Raw genomic sequence first — 19,656 nt, 5'->3', positions numbered from 1 at the left:
TAAAGTGATGTGCTTAGAATTGGAACCTTCGCAAAATATCCTACAGTCAGGGCAAAACCAGACATTAAAAAGCGTCAAAATCGATGCCAAAATTCTCCAATCCTTGCAGAATATGCTTAGAGGAGATCGTGTGGCATTTGTTGAACTAATTGAGTGTTATCTGACAGAGACACCGAGACTGGTGCAAGATATCAGCACAGCTATCACAACTCACGATGCCCAGACTCTATTAAACACAGCCCATCAGCTTAAGTCTAGCAGTGCTTCTGTTGGAGCGATCGCCCTGGCACAGCTTTGCAAGGTGTTAGAAGCACAGGGATGCAGCAGTAAATTAGAAAACAGCCTAGAATTAATCTCGCAATTATATCAGGAATATGAACAAGTTAAAACTGCCTTAGAAAAAGAACTTGCCAAGGAAATACCATGAAAGCCGATGCCCTAGAAAGCCAATCTTTAGTTCTAATTGTTGATGATGAACCTTTTATCCGCCTGATATTGCGGCAGTTCTTAGATCGGGAAGGGTATCAAATAGCGGAAGCTAAAAATGGCATAGAGGCAATAAAAGTTTTTAAGGAATTGCATCCTGATATAGTACTCCTTGATGCTCTAATGCCAGAGATGGATGGGTTCGAGTGTTGCACTCAGTTACGGAGTCTTGATAGTAGCAAGTATACTCCAGTTTTAATGGTTACAGGACTTGAAGATCAAAAGTCAGTTGACCGGGCATTTGCTGTGGGGGCAATAGATTATGTTACCAAACCGATCCATTGGGCAGTTTTGCGCCAACGGGTAAAACGTTTGATTGAGCAATCTCAGTTACAGCAAGAACTGGAAGCGGTTAATATGGAATTGCAGCGATTAGCTACTATCGATGGATTAACTCAAATAGCTAACCGCCGACGGTTTGAAGAGTATTTTAACCAAGAATGGCAGCGCATGAAACGGGATAAATGCCCCCTTTCCCTGATTCTTTGCGATGTTGATTTCTTCAAATTATATAACGATACATACGGTCATCGGATAGGCGATCGCTGTCTTCAAGAAATTGCTAAAGCGCTCAAAGATATTATTAAGCGTCCGGGAGATTTAGTTGCCCGTTATGGTGGGGAAGAATTTGCTGTGATTTTACCTAACACAAATGCCGAGGGGGCGACTTATGTTGCCGAAAAAATTTGTCATGCTGTCCGAACACTAGCAATTCCTCATAAAAATTCCCAAGTTAGTCCTCATGTAACCATTAGTGTCGGGTTGACGACAGAAATTCCTCAGCCAGATTCTGACATAGAAGAAATGATTGCCGCCGCAGATCGGGCGTTGTATCAAGCAAAGACAGCAGGACGCGATCGCTTTGTGCAAAATATTCAACTACCCAGAAGTCAAAATTCCGGCTAGTGCGCCAAACTTCACTTTTAAACCATTCATCCAAGACGGATCAATTAGATGATCGTGTTGCAGCCGACCTACAACAATACCAGGATTAATACTGATACCTTTGGCAAAATCAATTACATCAGTTTCAGATTTAAGCTTCGCTAATTCCCCCTCATACTCAGGTGGGATCAAAAATTCCCGTGACCATTTATCTGCTTGGCGTTCCTGCTCAGATTTCAAACTTTCCCCACTATTCCATTCATCAAGAAAAATATTTTCTTTATCATGTAGCAAAATATGTGCTGCTTCATGGAAAAAATTAAACCAGAAGCGGTCATTGGTTTTACCATAAAGCGAAAGTTGAATCAGTGCCTTATGGGGGTTTAACCATCGTGCAACACCACTGACGTGCGCTTTCTTGATTGATGGTACTAAAACAAGCACAACCCCTGCTTCCCAGCACAACTTTTGCATCTGTGGTTCAAACTCTTCTGGCGGTAACACCGTCAAAGTGCGAATTTCCCGCACCGCCTTTTCAAATTTTGGTTTACTGTACTTGGGAGAGTCTAGTTGTTCTGCTTTTATTTCCCCCAAACGTAACCAAGTAGAAATAGCACCAACATCACTTTGATTTTCGCGTGTACGACGAAAAGCAACTTCCATACCTGCATAATAATTCTGCCAATCTTCCGGCGAGGCAACACCGAAAAATTGCAGTAACTTTTTTACTAAATCAGGCTTATTCTTGTCAATTAACCGACACTTAGGAATTACACCTTGATTCATCAATTCTTTGACTGGTAAGCGATCTAACCAAGATGTCCACCCCTTTAAGCGGTTTTCTTCTTCTTTCTTTGCCAAAGCGGCGCGATATTGAGCTTCATATCTGAGCCAGAATGCTGCTGTACTACCCATAACCCGTTCTAGCTTCAGGGCTGTTTCTTCATTGATGGGTGCTTTACCATTGATCAACTGGCTAATATGTTTTGTGGTGTAGCCTAAACGCTCTGCTAATTGTGCTTGTGTCCAATCACGTTCTTCTAATAAATCAGCGATGGCATCACCGGGAGGAGATACCCAATCTGGTGTAAAGGTACGGGTTGTCTCAATCATGGTAATCTCCAATGAAAACAATACAAACAGCACTCACTTTTGACCAATCAATGTTTCCATCCTCGGTAAGGGGGATGGGGTCGTTATCTGGCTTAAATACAAGTCGTTTACCACCTTCTAGGTTGACTGCAAATTCACCTGCCCTATCTCCTTTTAAGGGATGGGGATGACCAATAACTAATTCCGCGACACAACTAGCAGCACCAAGAATAGCCAACTGGGTTGTCAATTTCTTGGCACAATTTGCACCCAATTTTCTTTGCGCTAGGTTTTGTTGTTCGCATAGCTTTTGCAGTTTGCCGTCAGCGAAGGTGATTTCCATGCGTTACTAGACTAATATAAGTTTACCATTTTGGTAAACAAATTTGTTATGTTTCTAGAGAATCTAGCATATCAACTAATCAGCAACGCCTAAAAATCTACCCCTCGTTTAAGTTCTACCCCTTGATTGGCATAGTGTTTATGGCAGTAAACCTCTGAGTGGACGCTAGCCAAGTCGAAGTACGCTGGTGGATTTTGGCAGCGGCCAGTAATAATGATTTCGGTGTCGCGGGGTTTGCGGAGTAAAGCTTGGACAATAGGTTCAACGGGGAGTAATTCTAAGTCAACGGTGGGATTTAGTTCATCAAGAATAATAGTTTTATACAACCCAGAGGCGATCGCAACTTTAGCGATTTCCCAACCCCGTTCGGCTTCTACATAATCTAATTCTTGCCGGGAATTTCGCCAGACGATCGCATCTCCACCGCAACGCTGATGATCCACCACTTCTGGATATGACTGCTGTAAGGCGGCGATCGCAGCGTCTTCTGTGTAGCCAGTACCACCTTTAAGCCACTGCATAATCAGCACACGGGTAGACCCTGGATGATTTATTCCCCTACCAATGGCTTGTAAGGCTTTGCCCAAAGCACTAGTAGACTTACCTTTACCAGCACCAGTATAAATTTCAATCCCTTCAAGAAACAGGGCTTTGGCTGTTGGGTGGTGATGAGGTTTCATTTCTGAGTGCAAATCTGCAATATCGAGCAACTTTTCCGGTGCGGCGCGTCCGGTAGCAATAATTTCTAACTCTTGGGGTTTAGATTTTAATGTCTTTACCACTTCATCTACTGGTAGCAAACCCAAATCCAGAACCGGGTTAATTTCATCCAAGACGACAACTGAATATAAACCACTAGCGATCGCGCCTTTGGCGACATCCCAACCTCGCGCTGCTTCCTCTCGGTCAAAAGTGGTAATTTCATCATGCCCAAAAAATTCGGCTCTCCCAGTGCGAACCTGGTCAATTAAATGAGGAAACCCGCGTTGCAAAGCTGCGATCGCGCCATCTTCGTCATAATCACGTTCCGGCCCTTTTAAAAACCGCAGCAGTAAAACCCGGTTAGAATTGCTAGGCGTATTTATCCCCAAGCCAATAGAGCGCAAAACCACCCCCAAAGCCGCTTGGGACTTACCTTTACCCACGCCATCGTAGACGTGAATTTGACCAACGAGCCGTTCCTGTCGCACTTGCGCCGTGCGAATACCAATACCGTTCCTTGTCATTTCTCGAAAAGCTATAAGTGGCAGTCTTTAATCTTACCGTCTTGTAATCTTAGGTAAAGAAACTGTTCCTCTGATCCGTCCGTACAATGTATAAATAATATCGACAAGATAATATTGACACACCAACATAGTAAAGGACAAAAACAATCAGATAATTTCCCCCATCACCCTCACTATCCCAGTTATACTCTCTACAGTTAACCCTTAACCTTGACCATTTATGCCTGAAAATTGGATGCTTCCGAGGATTTTTCCTATTGGTGGAATTCTGTTTGACTTTTTATTTGTACTGATTGCCATCCCCATCGAAGCCTATGTTTTGCACAATCGATTAAAATTTGACAAAAAGACTAGCATTTTTTATGCTATCTCTATGAATCTGTTTTCTAGTGTAATTGGTTGGTTCATATTTTTTGTAGCAGAACCAATGTTGCCGATATATCTGAAATCAGAACTAATTAGCTATATGTTTTTTAATAATTTTAAATCAGCAAATACACAAAGTTTATTAATTTTAACTGCCTGTATAATTTTCTTTGCTACTTTTATAATGAAGTTTTTCATTTTAAGGGTATTACTACTATCATTGAGTGAACCAGTTGCTAAAAAAGAAGACGAACCTCAAAAATCTCAACGGCAGAGATGGCGTAGTTTTAGCGGTGCTAAATTACAAAATACTAATTTAGTGACTACTACATTAATTGCGAATTCTCTAAGTTATAGTGCTATAACCATTCTTTTATTCTTTCGGTCAAAGTAGCAAGAATTTACTTAATTCAAAGGAAGACTAGTGATTAATTAGGTGTAGAGAAGAATATGAATACGTTACTTAAAGATGTATTTGGGGTTTTTAAATTTGCTGAAGGGCTTTATGCAGGAATTAGAAAGGTATTAGTTCCACCTAAAGCTTATTCTTGGCAAACATTTATTTATTTGAGTGTTTTTTCTTGGGTAGTTTCATATTTTGCTATAGGTTATATAAAAGATATAATTGCTTTTTTCGGTTGGTTATTTTTAATTGCCGGCACAGCTTGGTATACAACTGAAGATCCTTTGAGGGTTCCTGGTACTTTTATGCCAGTTGGGGCAGTGATCACTGGATTTTTAGTGAGTGTTTTTGCATTTGGAAATCAACAGGATATAATTACACCAAGAACAATCGTTTTTTGGCCGACAATTTCAGCGCTAATTACGGCTATACCAGAATTTATTGAAGGAAATGATACCGATGCAAAAGCTCGAATTCCGAAACCAGAAGACCGCCAAAGAATTATAATTTTAGTTGCTAGTAGTATGCTGCTAAGTTGCTGGATTAATTTTCACTTTGTGATGAATAATTGGTTTCAACAATATCCCAGTTTGCAGGCAGATACTTTTAGAACTAGTACCGTTCTTGTCAGTACAGAAAAACGACTAAAAATCCCACGCAACGGCGCTATAATTCTAGAGAAACTTCAACCAATAGTAGTAGAACAAATAGCCCAAAGACCTTGGTCAGAAGTAGAGAAATGGTTGCTTGATGCCAAACAACGGGTAGGAACTCTGGGTAGGGGAATAATCCAAAAAAACCTGGGCAAATATGAAGAAAAGGAACTATGGCGCATTGAACCGCGCGTAGCTAATACTAAGTCTGGATATATATTAGATTTATTAAGTATTTGGATAGGCCCGAGTTCTAACCCACGGGGCTATTACTTGAAAAAAGCTTGTCGCATTGAACCAGTTGCAGCAACTAGCAATTCAGACAATAAGATTACAGTTGCAGAAATTGAATGCGATCGCGGCAGTAAATTGATTTCTGACTCACCGCCTCCGCAACAGTGAAGGTAGGGAATGGGGAGTAGGGAGTAGGGAGTAGGGCAGGGGAAGGAGGGGGAGAAGAAGCAATGTCATTCCCCATTCCCCATTCCCCATTCCCCATTCCTCATTCCCCATTCCGCACTCCCCACTCCCCACTCCCCACTCCAAAGAAAAATGACTATTAACAGAATTTTTGTATTGGCAAAGAATGTGTTTCAGGAAGTGGTACGCGATCGCATCCTATTTATTATTAGTTTTTATGCGCTGATACTCGCCATTGCCTTCCGCGTCCTTCCTGAATTTGCAGCTACGACTGAAGACAAAATCTTTTTAGATTTTGGGATGGCGGCGATGAATGCCATCGGGCTAATTGTGACGATATTTATTGGTACGGGACTGGTTAATAAAGAAATTGAAAAACGTACTATTTTGGTGTTAATTGCTAAACCTGTCAGCCGCAGTGAAATTATCATAGGCAAATATTTAGGTTTATCGGCAGTATTAGCTGTGCTTGTCGCCACAATGACAGCAATTTATCTAGTGTTTCTGCAATTTGGTAGCATTCCTCATCCAACCGTGAGCATTCTAATTGCTGCAATTTTTTTATTATTGCAGTTGTCATTAATCACGGCTGTGGCTATTACCTTCGGTGTTTTCACTGCTTCTTTACTGGCGACTGTTTTAACCTTTGCGGTATATTTAATTGGAAATATTACTCAAGATTTAGTACAACTTGGTCGTCTCAGCCGTAATCCTGGTATGGAAAGTCTAACTCAAGGTTTGTTTCTCATCTTGCCAGATTTATCTCGATTAAATTTAAAAAATGATGCCATTTATGGTCTGCAAGCACTACCTGACACAACTACACTGATTACAAATGCTGGCTATGGCCTACTTTATAGTGCCATGTTGCTAGCGATCGCTACTTTCATCTTCTCACAACGTGAGTTTTAATCATAGGGCATTGGACATTGGAGCAAACAGAAAATTCTTCTCTCCTGACTCCTGTACAGACGCGATTAATCGCGTCTCTACTCAATACTCCTAACTCCTAACTCCTAACTAATAAATAACTATCTGAGGTTGCTCAATTGTGCCATCAGGCATGATAGTATCCCCAAGCTTCGCATAAATCAAGTTTGTCTCCCAAAGGTTTGCTTTATTCAAGTTTGCCTTGGTTAAATTTGCCCATGTCAGGTCTGCACCAGTTAAGTTGGCCTCAGTTAAATTAGCTTCTAGTAATTTTGCTCCACATAACTTTGCTCCTGTGAGATTTGCTCTAACTAAATTCGCTTCAATCAGTGATGCTTCAATTAATTTGGCTTCACTTAAGTCTGCTTCTCTCAAATCCACATCACATAAAGAAGCACCCCAAAGATTACTACCTGTGAATTTTGCCCGCCATAAGAAAGTTCCGCACAAATTTGCTCGTGTTAAATCAGCATTAATCAAATTAGCTTCGCACAAAGATGCTTCATACAAATTAGCTTCACGTAGGTTAGCTTGCATCAGATTTGCGCCACTTAAGTTAGCACGAGTGAGGATACAGCCACACAAATTTGCATCACGCAAATCTGCTCCTATGAAGTTAACACCACTTAAATCAATTCCTTTCAGGTCGATTCCACGCAAGTCACATCTACTGAAATCTCGGCGCTGATAATATTTATTTGTGATTTGACTTAATATAAATTCCTGTTGAGCAGCATAATTTTTCATGGTATTCACCTCTGGGTGTAATTTATCTCAAAGGTCGAGTGTGATAGTTACCGTATATTGAGAGTACACCGCAAATGGAGATCATCTGAGTAAATAATCAGAAATAAATTCCCAAAAAATCGCTAGGAGCTTGAAAATGCGCTTTTTAACTGGTTATAAAAACAAAAAATGCTGACATAGGTCAGGAAACATTGATAAGTCAAGTGAGGATAATACAAGCGGTAAGCTTGGTACTTCTGGGACTTCCCAATGTTCGGGCTGCACATCATCAATGGCGCTAACTTTAACATCGTACTCCTTTAGGACTGCAACAGAATGTTGTCCTAAACTTTGGAGTCCGCATACTAAGAAAAGGTCTTGGGGTTTTTTGGGATTATTGCTAAAAGGGGGATGCACTTTCTGTTGATGGCAGCATTCAATACTGCTAACAGTATGTGTTTGCTAGGACTATACAGCAGTTTTCGTTTTTCACGACAGCAAACTAGCAGAATTGACATCCAAAAATAACGTCGCTTGAGATTGTTGACGAAGAATAGAAGCTGGACAGTCTGTACTTATAGCTCCTTGCAACATATCTTTTACCACATTCGCTTTACGTGTTTCTGGAGCCAGACAGATAATTTTTTTAGCTGAACAAATCGTCGGGATGGTGACAGTAAAAGCATATTGTGGGACAGTTTCTAGATTCGGAAACTGACCTGTGCTTACTTGTTGCTGACGGTTCACTGTATCTAGTTTTACTAGTTTCACACTGTAATGATCTTGAAAATTTGCTACTGCTGGATCGTTAAAAGCTAAATGTCCATTTTCCCCAACACCAAGACAGCATAAGTCAATTGGTTGTGCAAGGAGTAATTTAGTGTAGCGATCGCACTCTGCCACTGGTTGCAATGTATCACCTTCTATATAGTGAAATTGCTTAGGAACAACCCGCTTCTCTACACGTTCTCGCATATAGCGCCGGAAACTCGCAGAATGTTCAGCCGTAATTCCCAAATATTCATCTAGATGGAACAGAATAATTCGTGACCAATCTACACCACCCAATGCAATCAAAGCATCGAGAAATCTGAGTTGGGAGTTACCTGTTGCTAATAAGACAGCAGCTGTATCCTGAAGATTAAGAACTTGCTGTAAATGCTTTTGCGCGATTTCGGCAACATCCTGGGCCATTTCGACTTCAGAGTTGTAAATCTGCACTAGTAAATCATCAACGCGAAAAAAGTTTGTAGCGGCTAGCATTTGCTTACACAGAAGGTTATCAATTATACGGCAGTCACTTGAGAGGCTGTATCTGTTTGTCTTTACATGCCCTATCAGGTATAGATTTTAAGATTTAGCGCGACTTTTTCCCCCCAATAAACGGGGGGATTAAGGGGGGTAATTCGACTTGTGTGTACACCGTAGCCTTTTTAAGGGGGGTTAGGCGGGATCAAAATTTCAAGTTTTCATCGCGTAATTCCTAATAAGGGCAAAAAAACGATGTAAACTATTTAAATTAAGTTAACAATTATTTACATTTTACCCAAAAATCATGCTGGCTGCAATTCTCTTTGACCTAGACGGCACTATTGTCAACACTGACCCTATACACTACCTAGCTTGGCGGGAAATGCTGTTAAATTACAGCATAGAAATTGACGAAACATTTTATAAATCCCGAATTAGTGGGCGATTAAACCCAGAAATTGTTAAGGATATTCTGCCACAATTATCAACAGCAGAGGGGCAAAAATTTGCCGATGAAAAAGAGGCGCTTTTTCGCAAACTCGCCCCCCATCTAAAACCGTTGAGTGGATTTTCTGAACTCCTAGCATGGACAGAGACACATCAGTTAAAGCGGGCATTAGTAACTAATGCCCCTAGATTAAATGCAGAATTTATGCTAGAAGTTTTGGGAATCAAAGAAGCTTTTCATACAGTTGTTTTAGCAGATGATTGTATTGCAGGTAAACCCGACCCTGCACCCTATCAAGTCGCCCTGAGTAACTTGGGGATTACAGCAGAGGAAGCGATCGCTTTAGAAGACTCTCCCTCTGGTATTCGTTCGGCGGTGAGTGCAGATATCCGCACTATTGGCATCGCCTCCACCCACGATCCCCAAGTATTGCAGGAAATCGGCGCATTTATGGCAATTCCAGATTTTACTGATTTGCAGTTGTGGACATTGCTCAACTCACTCATTGAACCAGATTTGAGTGCGATCGCTTCTAACTTGTAAGTGCAAAATCTTAAAACATCGAGAGTAGAGACGTGAATTTACCGAAACAGAATACATGGGTTAGTCGTCATAATTCATACTGAATTCTGACCAAAAGTGTCTAAACATAAATTGGGAAACATACCCTCATTGCGACTATAGCCCAATACGGTTCAGTTAAGGATTTTTGGTGCTAATTTTAGACCTGTAGAGACGCGAAATTTCGCGTCTTTTAAAGTGTCTATATTAACAATATATTTACTTAGCATAAGCAGCAATAGCATTTTCCAATCTAGATTTCAACCATTATTAAAAAATTTCTCCTGAAAATCAATTATCCAGTAAAAATACGTATGCGCTTTTAAGTCTTCTGACTATATGAATAGTAGGATTAGCCCATACAGTAGAAGACAGTGACACTCTTAAACCAATCTCAAGTAGAGCAGCTAAAAGAAATAACTACACACTTGCGACAAGTAAGACAACAAAAATCTATATGCATAGAAGAAATAGCTGCAAGAACACTCATCAGAGCAGGCGTTTTGCAAGCTTTAGAAGAAGAACGATTTGAAGAATTGCCTGAACCTATTTTTGTTCAAGGATTCATCCGTCGCTATGGAGATGCTTTAGGACTGGATGGAAATGCTTTATCACATACTCTTATAAGCAATGTAGTCTGCCAAGACTCGAAGAATGCTCATAATAATTCAGGCAACAAATCAAATACATACATACCCCTTGTTGTCACCTACATTCTATTGTTATTAGCTGCATCTGCTGGTCTTTTATATACCCTTAATCCACCACAAATTACATCTGAATCCCCGACTCCAGAAGTCAATAGTCAACAGTCAATGGTTAGTAATAAGTGAGTGCGTAGAGACGCGATTAATCGCGTCTGTACAAAGTGGGGAGCAGGGGAAGCAAGGGGAGATGAGGGACAAATGACAAATGACAAATGACAAATGACAAATGCCCATTTTCAAGATATTTGCGGTTTACGCAGATGCCAACTAGTAGATTGCTCATAAGCGTAAGCTACTTGAAATAGTAGGTCTTCTCGCAGGACATTGCTAATTAGCTGTAATCCTATCGGTAGCCCCTGATCGTCAAAACCACATGGCAAACTTAAACTAGGTAAACCAGCAAGATTTACAGGAATAGTCATCAAGTCAGTTAAATACATGCTCAAGGGGTCAGTAGTTTTTTCCCCTGCTTTGAATGCTGTAGTGGGAGATGTGGGACAAACTAACACATCAACTAAGCCAAAAGCCTTTTCAAAATCTCGCTTAATCAGGGTGCGGACTTTTTGCGCTTTCAGGTAGTAAGCATCATAATAGCCAGCCGAAAGTGCATAAGTGCCGATCATAATCCGGCGTTTGACTTCTGTTCCAAAACCAGTGGCACGGGTACGAGTGTACATTGATAGCAGATTATCGGCATCAGGGGCGCGGTAACCATATTTAACGCCATCGTAACGAGCTAGGTTTGCTGACGCTTCTGACGGGGCGATGATGTAGTAAGTGGGTAAGCCATAACGAAAGGTGGGACAGGAAATTATATGAATTTCCGCTCCTAAACTTTGTAGTTGATCTACTGCTTTGGTAACAGCTTGTTCCACTACAGCGTCTAAACCTTCACCAAAAGTTTCTTTGATGATCCCAATTTTTAGCTGACCTCTGGGTTTGAAGTTTGGTTTTAAGCTGGCGGCGTAGTTGGGAATGGCTACTTTGAGACTGGTAGAGTCTTTGGGATCGTAACCTGCGATCGCATTTAATAATATTGCCGCATCTTCTACTGTGTTTCCAAATGGCCCAATTTGATCCAAAGAGGAAGCGTAAGCCACCAAACCATAACGGGAAACCAGACCATAAGTCGGTTTCATTCCTACCACACCGCAAAAAGATGCAGGTTGCCGAATCGAACCGCCAGTATCAGAACCGAGAGCAACCACACATTCTTGAGCCGCTACCGCCGCCGCAGAACCCCCCGAAGAACCACCTGGAACTCGTGACAAATCCCAAGGGTTAGCCGTGACTTGATAGGCAGAGTTTTCTGTGGAACTACCCATTGCAAACTCATCCAAATTGGTTTTGCCTACCATTACCGCGCCAGCATCTGCCAGTTTTTGCGTAGCTGTTGATTCATAAGGCGGCACGAAATTTTCCAAAATCCGGGAGGCGCAGGTGGTAGGAATTCCCTTAGTACATAAATTGTCCTTAATCCCAACAGGAATGCCTGCTAGCAGCCCAATTTCTTCTCCCGCAGCAATTTTCGCATCCACAGCACCTGCCTGCTCTAATGCCCGTTCTGCGGTCACATATAAAAAGCTGTGCAATTTCGGCTCTAACGCTTGAATGCGCTCTAAAGCTTCTTGGGTAATTTCAACGGCAGAACGTTCTTTCTTAACCAGCTGTTGGTGCAACTCGCGGATGGATGCCATGATTGCTCTCTTTGTGACTCAAGTCATTGATTTTAGTACATATTGGTTGATATTGGGTATTGGGTATTGGGTATTGGGTATTGGGTATTGGGTATTAGTCATTTGTCATTTGTGAATAATTAATAAATGGCGTTGCTGATTGCGCTATGAAAACAGATTGTGCTTTGTGGTGAAAATCCTTGTAGAGACGTAAAATTTTACGTCTCTACATCCAAAATTCATACCTCGATTCAGCAACGCCCAATAAATAGTTCTTCTCCCCTGCCTCCCCTGCTCCCTCATCCCCACTCCCCACTCCCCATTCCCCACTCACTTTACTTTCAATACACTCTTCCCTAAAGACTGGCAAATAACATCATTTTGCGGTGTATGAATACGGCTGCACAGAACGTCACGGTAGTGTCGCTCTAAAGGATTCTTTTTTGACAGACCAGGATTACCAGTCAGTTCTAAGGCAATCTCTACAGCACGAATCGAGTTAGTTGTGGTGAGATATTTAACAGCTTGTGCCTGTAATCCTACGTTAGGCTGATACTCGCCCTGCTCAATATCTTGAGCCAAGCTATAAATCAATCTATTGTTAGCAAACAGCAATGCTTCTATCTCACCCACAGCAGTTTGGAAACGTGGCAGAGTTGCCAGTGGCTCTTTGAGATTAGAAGGCGATCGCTCCCAAAGATATTTTACCAGCCAGTCTCGCGCACTAGTAGCAACACCGAGATATAAAGCACTCACTGTCAAACTGCCCCAAGTGGAAATCAGAGGATCAAAGGATGGCGCGGTTGATATGGGGCTAATATTCAAAGCATACTCTCTTGGAATTAATACATTCTCCAAAATGAGATCGTGGCTGCCTGTAGCTCTCATTCCCAAGTGATCCCAGGTTTCGACAATTTGCACTCCCGGCACATCGCGCGGAACCAGAAAACTGCCAACTTGTGGTTCATCCTCAGTTGTCCGTGCCCAAACAATAAAGTAACTAAGGATGGGACTACCCGTGGTGTATTGCTTGTGGCCTGTTAAACGCCAACCCTCTGGTGTCCACTCGGCAATTGTGGCAGGTAATCCGCCTCTAGCTGGCGTTCCTAACTCAGGTTCGACACGGGCAGCATTGAGCAGGGCAATACCTTCAATCGATTCACGACACAGCCGTTTATATACTTCTGGATGCCAACGACGGCTACGGGCTGCATGGGCATGTTGGAGATAGTGCATTGTTAGTACTAGCGCCGTCGAAGCATCGCCACGCGCTATCCCTTCAATCACTCGGCAGATAGTTGGCAGCCCTAAACCCTGTCCACCTAATTCACGGGGAATGGTAAGGCTGAGTAATCCTGCCTCATGCAAAGCTGTAAAATTCTCGAAGGGAAAGGAACCATCTTTGTCGTGTGCCCCTGCACGGGTGGCAAAGTCTTTGGCCAAAACCTCAACCTGGTCGAACATATTATTGGGGAAAGTTTCTAAGCCTTTAGTTACAAAGGTGTTTGGCACTGCTTGCTCCAACTGTGACATAAATATTCCTTTAAAACTCACTTTACTACTGAATCCCATCCTGCGAAAAATTGATGTTTCTGCAAACTTCTGTTGGCTTCCACGCCCGCCCAGAAATAAATTTCAGCGGCTCAAAGCTAAAGTCTACTGAAGTAGACTAAAGATTTTTAGGAATATTTAGTCTACTTCAGTAGACTTTAGCTATTATCCTTGGAACTTCAGTTCCTTGCGGGATATGGCTTTTACGTTAAGTTGACACCAATGGCAAGATGCCCACCCAACAATACTTTTACTTCCAGGTAATATGTAAGGTTATTTGTCCAACAGCTTACTACTTAAAATAAATCGGGATTTAGTACTGAGTAAGTATGACACAAACAACTTTCTAATAGCAAGCCAAACATCCAAATTTACGTTTGATTTTGACCAAATAATTATTAATTCATAATTCATAATTCATAAATTATATGGCTTGGGAGCCAACAATGAAATTTTTGAATCTTGGTGGTCTACAAGAGCGTGGTGGGTTCAGAGCCAACAAAGAATTGCAATTATGAATTAGTAATTATTAATTATGAATTAGATTGACTTGGCTTGATTGGATCTATGCGTTGTTGATGGTTTGACAATCGTTCAAACATTTGTATTAAGGCTAACTGCATTTCTGGCGTAAATTCTAATGTGCCAGAACGCAGATGTAAATCTAACTGGGGGAAGGGGATTTCAATTTGTCTTTGCTGTAATGATTCGTAGATATTGTAGTATAAATCACTTTTGAGCAAAAATTGTTTATTAGGTTCCGCAGTCCATACTAATAACTCAAAATTTAAGCTGTTGTTGCCCAACTCTTTAAATAATACTAGAGGAGAAGGAACTTCCAATACATTGGGATGCTTAGAGGCTGCTTCTAAAAGAGCAGCTTGCACGACTTTGGGATCTGAACTATAAGCAACGCTAACGGGGAGATGAAGGCGAGAAATCGGGTTGCGGTGGCTCCAGTTGATTACTTCTTTTTCTAAGAAACGAGAGTTAGGTACAATGATTGAAACGTGGTCAAGAGTCCGAATTTCGGTACTTCTGCCACCTATTCGCTCGACAGTACCTGTATATTCCCCAACTTCTACAAAATCTCCAACCTGAATCGGACGCTCAAATACTAGTACTAAACCACTGCCAAAATTCTTAGCAATATCCTGTAAACCAAAGCCAATTCCAACGCTTAAAGCACTTGCTAAAATTGTCAAAGAGCTAATGTCAAGCCCCCAGATTTGTAGCAGTACCAGTGTGCCAATAAAAATCAGACCATATTTGAAAAGTATTACAATCGCTTCTTGAGCGCCACGATTGATTCCAGTAAAAGATAGAATGCGAGAACGTAAAAAATTGGTTAAAGTTCCAGCAAAGATAACTAAGCCGAACAACAAACCAATCAAAATTATTAATTCAGTAAGAGAGTAAGGATTCTTGCCTAATGTCAGAATAGGTGAGGTGAAACTGGTGATCAGGATATTTGAAATTTGGTAGCTCCATTGACGAGTGAAAGGAAAGAGATTAGTGATATAAAGAATCGTACTTATCCAAAGTGCGATACGCATACTCGCCAACACTAATTTGAAAAATAATTCCAATACTTTTAGCAGTTCAGAATTAGGTATCTCATTGTTAGGAGTAGTTAAGCGTTGTGAAGCTACTCGGAAAAAGTGATGATTAATCCATCCTAATAGCCAAGTGAATCCGGCAGTTATGAGTAAAATTGCTACTGCTACAAAAGTCGTATGTTGGAGATAGGTTTTAGTTCGCTCTAAACGAGCTTGCTGTAACGCTTCTTCAATTTCCTGCCCCCAAATCCTTGCCTGCTCATCAACTGTGCTACCTGGAACAGTATCTTGTTCTGTAACTGTTAACAGATAGCGGCCATTTAGCAAAATAGTAGGTAGCTGGTTGCGTTCTTCAATTTTAACTTGAATAAATTCAGAAGTTTTAATCGCATATTTTAGTTGTGAGTTGATTAAATTTGTCCGTTCTTGAGCGCTATAATGACCAGAATCGCTGATTTTAAAAATCTCTTGCCCATCTAAAATAACCGGAGCTTTAGTTAATGCTTGAGCAACGACAGGAGTTAACCAGATAAATAAAACAAAAGTTAGTACTGCAATAAAAATATTGAAATATTTTAATGGCAGTCGCAAACGGTGAGAATAACGCATTATGATTCTAACAAGATAATTTTAGTCTAGCTAATTAATATTAACTATCAAATTCCATGACTTTTACCAATTACCCAATTCCGCCGGAAAAACCGGGCTAAAGCTGATTCTTCTAAGGATAAATAAATTGGGCGTCCGTGGGGACAGGTGCGAGGGTTGCGAGTGTGTTGCCAATTATCTAAAAGTGTCTGCATTTCTTGTTGGTTCATAGGTGTACCGTTACGAATGGCACTGCGACAGGCGACAGCTACTTGGGCTGTTTGTAAGTCGCCTCCCCAACTAAGTTCTAAAATTGCTTCTGCACAGTCGTCTCGCTGTCGCAAAGGTGCAGGGATGTTTCGCACTGCCCAAAGTTGTTCGCCAAAGGGTTCTATTTCTAAACCGATGCGTTGCAGTTGCGATAGTTGCGCTGGTGACAATTGATAAAGAATGATTGGCGGTTCAACGGGGACAAGTTGCCAATTATCACACAATTGCTCATACAAAACTCGCTCATGGGCAATGTGCTGTTCCACTAACCACATACCACCTGAATGTTCCGCCACAATATAGGTGTTGCTAACTTGAGCGACAGCTTTTAAAGAGTTAGGAGAGACGCGATTAATCGCGTCTGTACAAGAGTTGGGATTTTGAGGATTGAAATTGTAGCCGCCTTTGGCTTCTGCGGCTTTGAGTAATTTACTAACTCGTGTTGTATGGACAGCTTCTTTGAGATTGCTAGAAGAGATGCTGAGTGCTTGGTTAATTGCTTGGGTAATTTGTTCTTGCCAATAAATGATTTCGTTGAGGTAAATTTCTGTTTTTGCTGGATTGCGATTCCAATTAATTTGATCGGGGGAAATGGCAAGATGTAAGAAACAAATTGGATAGCGATCGCGTGGTAATGTTCTATGAAATGCTGATAATATCGTTTGCTCTAGTTCTGGTGTCTTAACCACCCTGCCGTTAATGGCTACACGTACCCAATCTGGACGATGACGATGAGTGCGATCGGGTAATCCTACCACTAAATTTAGTGAGGAGTAAGGAGAGACGCGATTCATCGCGTCTGTACAAGAGTCTGGAGTAGAGACGCGATTCATCGCGTCTTCTGTATAGGAGTTTAATGGGTTGGGTATTTCGAGTTTGACTTCTTGCAAATCACCTTGTCGCACTTGGGGTAAAATCTGCGGTAGCAATTGCCCAGTTGTCGCAGCTGGAGAGATAGTGAACCATTGACGATCATTTTGCCAAATCTGCCAAGTAATATGGGGATGACACATAGCGATTTGGTGAATTGTGGCTTGCACGGCTTTCATTTGCTGTGCTGCTGTGGGCAATCCCTGACGACGAGATGAGCAATTACCGAAAAGATGAGAAACTGTCACCACTGTACCAGGTGCGATCGCAGTTACTTCAACTTGCACAACTTGCCCACCATCGCCATAGCTAATCCGCCATCCTAATTTTCCACCCACAGGACGACTCAAAATTTCTAAATCTGCCAGAGTTGTTAAGCTATGTAACGCCTCACCACGAAACCCCAAACTGTTAATTTTCCATAAATCGGCACTAGAGCGAATTTTACTGGTGCTGTGGGCTGTGGCTGCTTGTTGCAAATCATCTAGATTCATTCCACAACCATTATCTGCAACACGAATTCGCCATTGCTGCGGCCATAACGAAACCACAATTCGTGTTGCACCTGCGTCTAGGGAATTTTCTACCAATTCCCGCACCACAGAAGCGAAAGAGTCGATTACCTCACCAGCTGTAATAAGATATACGACTTCTGTTGGTAGAGCTTGAATAGTAGATGCCATAAATTATAGTTTATAGCTTCTGGGTGCAAGGGAAGCAGAGGAGATAAAGAAGCGAATACACGAGAAATTTTGATTAAATCTTTTCCCTCACCCCCAGCCCCTCTCCCATCTTTGGGAGAGGGGAGACATAATTCTAGTTAAGAGAATCCCATCTTTGGGATTCGGGGTTAGGGGATGAGGGCTATCAAGGTTTTTGCACCTGAAGGGATGCTCCCTGGTTAATTACTATCCCTTGTTGCCAAAACTTTAGGTGGTTCAGGTTTCAGTAAACCATTCAACAGGGATGCGGGACGCTGAGTGTAAGGCCAAGCAAAAGCATGACGGAAAGCTGCATCCTGACAAGCTTGTAGTTGTGCAAAATTAATAATGTCGTAAGTCAAGAGATTCTCATACTCAAATGGCAGACGCACATTGTGCAATCCAGCATTATCAGTACAGATAGCAATATCTACTCCAGCTTCAAAACAACGGTCAAAAACTAATTTGAGTTGACGGATATCCTGTAAAGTACCAGTTTTCAGGTAAGTTGTGGGGCAAACCTCTAAACACTGTCCGCGTCTAGCGACATCATTAAGTAACTCTGGATATAGTAGGGGAATTTGGATGCCGTGACCGATTCGCATGAGATAGGGTAACAGTTCAGGGTAACAGCCAGCAGTGGTTTCATATAGATGTCCGGTGGTTTTAACGCCCTGCGATCGCGCATAATCATATAAGCTAACCCATTCTTCTAAGCGATCGGCATAATAGCTATCACCCCCTGCTACATCTACTGCACAGACATACTGCTTATTTTGCGCCGCCAAATCAACAATCGCCTTGTTTACCTCATAAGGTAGGCGCGTGTGCATACAGAGAATTTGGCTAGTAACAATCGGATATTCTGGCTGGTTGCTGGCAAGCCCTACTACTTGCACAATTTCTGCCATCTTGTCAATTCTCTGTGATTGATTTAGATGCTCAGGTGTCCGCAAATAGGGAGTGTAGCGCAGTTCCAGATAAGCCAAATTTTCAAAGATGTAAGCACCCCGCACCAAGCGATAGATAAAGTAAGGCAAAGTCTCTACAGTTTGCACACTTTCTACCAGGGTGTGTAATTCTAGATACTCATCTAGGGTGTTGCGTGGACGGGTGTAAAAATCTTCAAATTGTGAATAGTCAGCAAAGCGGGAAATCAACTCCGAAGAATGTCGCTCGAAATATCGCCATAAAACTCTTGGTACGACCGAGCCGCCTAGATGTCTATGTAATTCAGCATATAAAGCCATAGTGGTATTTTTATGTAAAAATTTCATTGATTGTAACAAAAACATAGAAGGAAAAATCTATACTTGAAAAAGTTTAGCTCTAGAAAAATTGGAACGGAGGTTTCCCACTATCTGGATTTTTTCAGATGAGGCTTGCGGCCTAGAGGCTGCGCGAAGGTCGGGATTTTAGGCTTATTTTCTGAAAATCCAGCATTTATATAGCGTTTTGAGCATAAAGAAACTTGACATCATCAAGATTAAATTGATACGATTAAATACTTTAATTTTTGTGCTATATTTAAATAAACATTGCTATTGTTGAAGAAGTGAAATATAACAATATATTTTTCCTTTAACGAAGCAAATTCCTGGCAAGGTTGGTATTAATTGAAAATTCAAGCGTTGGAAGTCAAGGCTGGCGATCGCATTATTGCTTACTGCAATAACAAAATGCAAACCTGCAAGGTAAAACGCATCTTAGATCCCGGTCAAGCTAATATCACACTATCAGTATTCACCTCTGAGAATTATCGCGGTTGCTCAGTTTCATCTATAGTCCGCTTTCAGAGCAACGCCTTGGTTGATTTGGTAAGTTAAAAATCAAGTAAATATTCAATCTAAAAAATATCTCTAGCTATTGTCCAGCCTCAAGCTGGATATAGTTATTTTAAAGGTGCGATGCCTGGGTTGGGCTATTCGACGTCGCACATAGAAA

At 41.5% G+C, this 19,656-nt stretch carries 18 protein-coding genes; 8 read left to right on the top strand and 10 right to left on the bottom strand.

What is annotated here, in order from left to right; genetic code table 11:
* The first annotated feature begins 7 nt into the window (after positions 1-7).
* Positions 8-427, top strand: a complete 420-nt coding sequence (locus tag D1367_RS08995; protein WP_118165858.1) for an Hpt domain-containing protein — start codon at positions 8-10, stop codon at positions 425-427.
* Positions 424-1,392, top strand: coding sequence for a GGDEF domain-containing response regulator (locus D1367_RS08990; RefSeq protein WP_118165856.1), 969 nt, complete (start codon positions 424-426; stop codon positions 1,390-1,392). The genes D1367_RS08995 and D1367_RS08990 overlap by 4 nt, the downstream gene beginning before the upstream one ends.
* On the opposite strand, the gene D1367_RS08985 is transcribed toward D1367_RS08990, so the two are convergent.
* From D1367_RS08985 to D1367_RS08975, 3 genes are all read right to left on the bottom strand, one after another.
* Positions 1,366-2,484 carry a HigA family addiction module antitoxin gene (locus D1367_RS08985; RefSeq protein WP_118165854.1) on the bottom strand — a complete coding sequence of 373 codons (1,119 nt, stop codon included), beginning with the start codon at positions 2,482-2,484 and terminating at the stop codon, positions 1,366-1,368. The genes D1367_RS08990 and D1367_RS08985 overlap by 27 nt on opposite strands.
* Positions 2,477-2,806, bottom strand: coding sequence for a type II toxin-antitoxin system RelE/ParE family toxin (locus tag D1367_RS08980; RefSeq protein WP_118165851.1), 330 nt, complete (start codon positions 2,804-2,806; stop codon positions 2,477-2,479). Before D1367_RS08980 ends, D1367_RS08985 begins: the two co-directional genes overlap by 8 nt.
* An 89-nt stretch (positions 2,807-2,895) precedes the next feature.
* Entirely contained in the window at positions 2,896-4,032 is a 1,137-nt protein-coding gene (locus D1367_RS08975; protein ID WP_118165848.1) for a cob(I)yrinic acid a,c-diamide adenosyltransferase, read from the bottom strand.
* A gap of 220 nt (positions 4,033-4,252) precedes the next feature.
* Here D1367_RS08975 and fraC point away from each other — a divergent pair, with 220 nt between their 5' ends.
* The 3 genes from fraC (at position 4,253) to D1367_RS08960 (ending at position 6,786) form a co-directional block, all read left to right on the top strand.
* On the top strand, positions 4,253-4,792 hold the full coding sequence (gene fraC / locus D1367_RS08970; protein ID WP_118165846.1) for a filament integrity protein FraC: 540 nt from the start codon (positions 4,253-4,255) through the stop codon (positions 4,790-4,792).
* Between the two features lie 56 nt (positions 4,793-4,848).
* Positions 4,849-5,856: a septal junction protein FraD gene (gene fraD / locus D1367_RS08965; protein ID WP_118165844.1), complete on the top strand. Its 1,008-nt coding sequence runs from the start codon at positions 4,849-4,851 to the stop codon at positions 5,854-5,856.
* 150 nt (positions 5,857-6,006) lie between these two features.
* Complete coding sequence (locus tag D1367_RS08960) at positions 6,007-6,786, top strand: ABC transporter permease (protein WP_118165842.1); 780 nt, start codon at positions 6,007-6,009, stop codon at positions 6,784-6,786.
* Between the two features lie 108 nt (positions 6,787-6,894).
* Here D1367_RS08960 and D1367_RS08955 read toward each other — a convergent pair whose 3' ends face one another.
* Positions 6,895-7,551: a pentapeptide repeat-containing protein gene (locus D1367_RS08955; protein WP_118165840.1), complete on the bottom strand. Its 657-nt coding sequence runs from the start codon at positions 7,549-7,551 to the stop codon at positions 6,895-6,897.
* A 468-nt stretch (positions 7,552-8,019) separates the two neighbouring features.
* Positions 8,020-8,793, bottom strand: coding sequence for a glucosamine-6-phosphate deaminase (locus tag D1367_RS08945; protein WP_118165835.1), 774 nt, complete (start codon positions 8,791-8,793; stop codon positions 8,020-8,022).
* A gap of 292 nt (positions 8,794-9,085) precedes the next feature.
* On the opposite strand from D1367_RS08945, the gene D1367_RS08940 reads away from it, so the two are divergent.
* A complete protein-coding gene (locus D1367_RS08940) occupies positions 9,086-9,772 on the top strand; it encodes an HAD family hydrolase (protein ID WP_118165833.1) in 687 nt (228 codons plus the stop codon).
* Between the two features lie 392 nt (positions 9,773-10,164).
* Positions 10,165-10,623, top strand: coding sequence for a helix-turn-helix domain-containing protein (locus D1367_RS08935; RefSeq protein WP_118165830.1), 459 nt, complete (start codon positions 10,165-10,167; stop codon positions 10,621-10,623).
* 110 nt (positions 10,624-10,733) lie between these two features.
* On the opposite strand, the gene gatA is transcribed toward D1367_RS08935, so the two are convergent.
* The 5 genes from gatA to D1367_RS08910 form a co-directional block, all read right to left on the bottom strand.
* On the bottom strand, positions 10,734-12,194 hold the full coding sequence (gene gatA / locus D1367_RS08930) for an Asp-tRNA(Asn)/Glu-tRNA(Gln) amidotransferase subunit GatA (protein ID WP_118165827.1): 1,461 nt from the start codon (positions 12,192-12,194) through the stop codon (positions 10,734-10,736).
* Positions 12,195-12,503: 309 nt separating this feature from the next.
* Complete coding sequence (locus tag D1367_RS08925; protein ID WP_118171248.1) at positions 12,504-13,706, bottom strand: acyl-CoA dehydrogenase family protein; 1,203 nt, start codon at positions 13,704-13,706, stop codon at positions 12,504-12,506.
* A gap of 551 nt (positions 13,707-14,257) precedes the next feature.
* Entirely contained in the window at positions 14,258-15,892 is a 1,635-nt protein-coding gene (locus tag D1367_RS08920) for a mechanosensitive ion channel family protein (RefSeq protein ID WP_118165825.1), read from the bottom strand.
* Between the two features lie 47 nt (positions 15,893-15,939).
* The gene (gene mutL, locus D1367_RS08915; RefSeq protein ID WP_118165822.1) at positions 15,940-17,694 is read right to left on the bottom strand and encodes a DNA mismatch repair endonuclease MutL; all 1,755 of its coding nucleotides are present in this window, start codon (positions 17,692-17,694) and stop codon (positions 15,940-15,942) included.
* A 218-nt stretch (positions 17,695-17,912) separates the two neighbouring features.
* Positions 17,913-18,962: an adenosine deaminase gene (locus tag D1367_RS08910; RefSeq protein WP_118171245.1), complete on the bottom strand. Its 1,050-nt coding sequence runs from the start codon at positions 18,960-18,962 to the stop codon at positions 17,913-17,915.
* Between the two features lie 366 nt (positions 18,963-19,328).
* On the opposite strand from D1367_RS08910, the gene D1367_RS08905 reads away from it, so the two are divergent.
* Positions 19,329-19,538: a hypothetical protein gene (locus D1367_RS08905; protein WP_094352741.1), complete on the top strand. Its 210-nt coding sequence runs from the start codon at positions 19,329-19,331 to the stop codon at positions 19,536-19,538.
* The last annotated feature ends 118 nt before the right edge of the window (positions 19,539-19,656 follow it).

The organism is Nostoc sphaeroides, assembly GCF_003443655.1.
GTDB classification, from domain to species: Bacteria; Cyanobacteriota; Cyanobacteriia; order Cyanobacteriales; family Nostocaceae; genus Nostoc; species Nostoc sphaeroides.
Note: the sequence above shows the minus strand (reverse complement) of the source record. Positions and strands in the feature narration are given on the sequence as shown.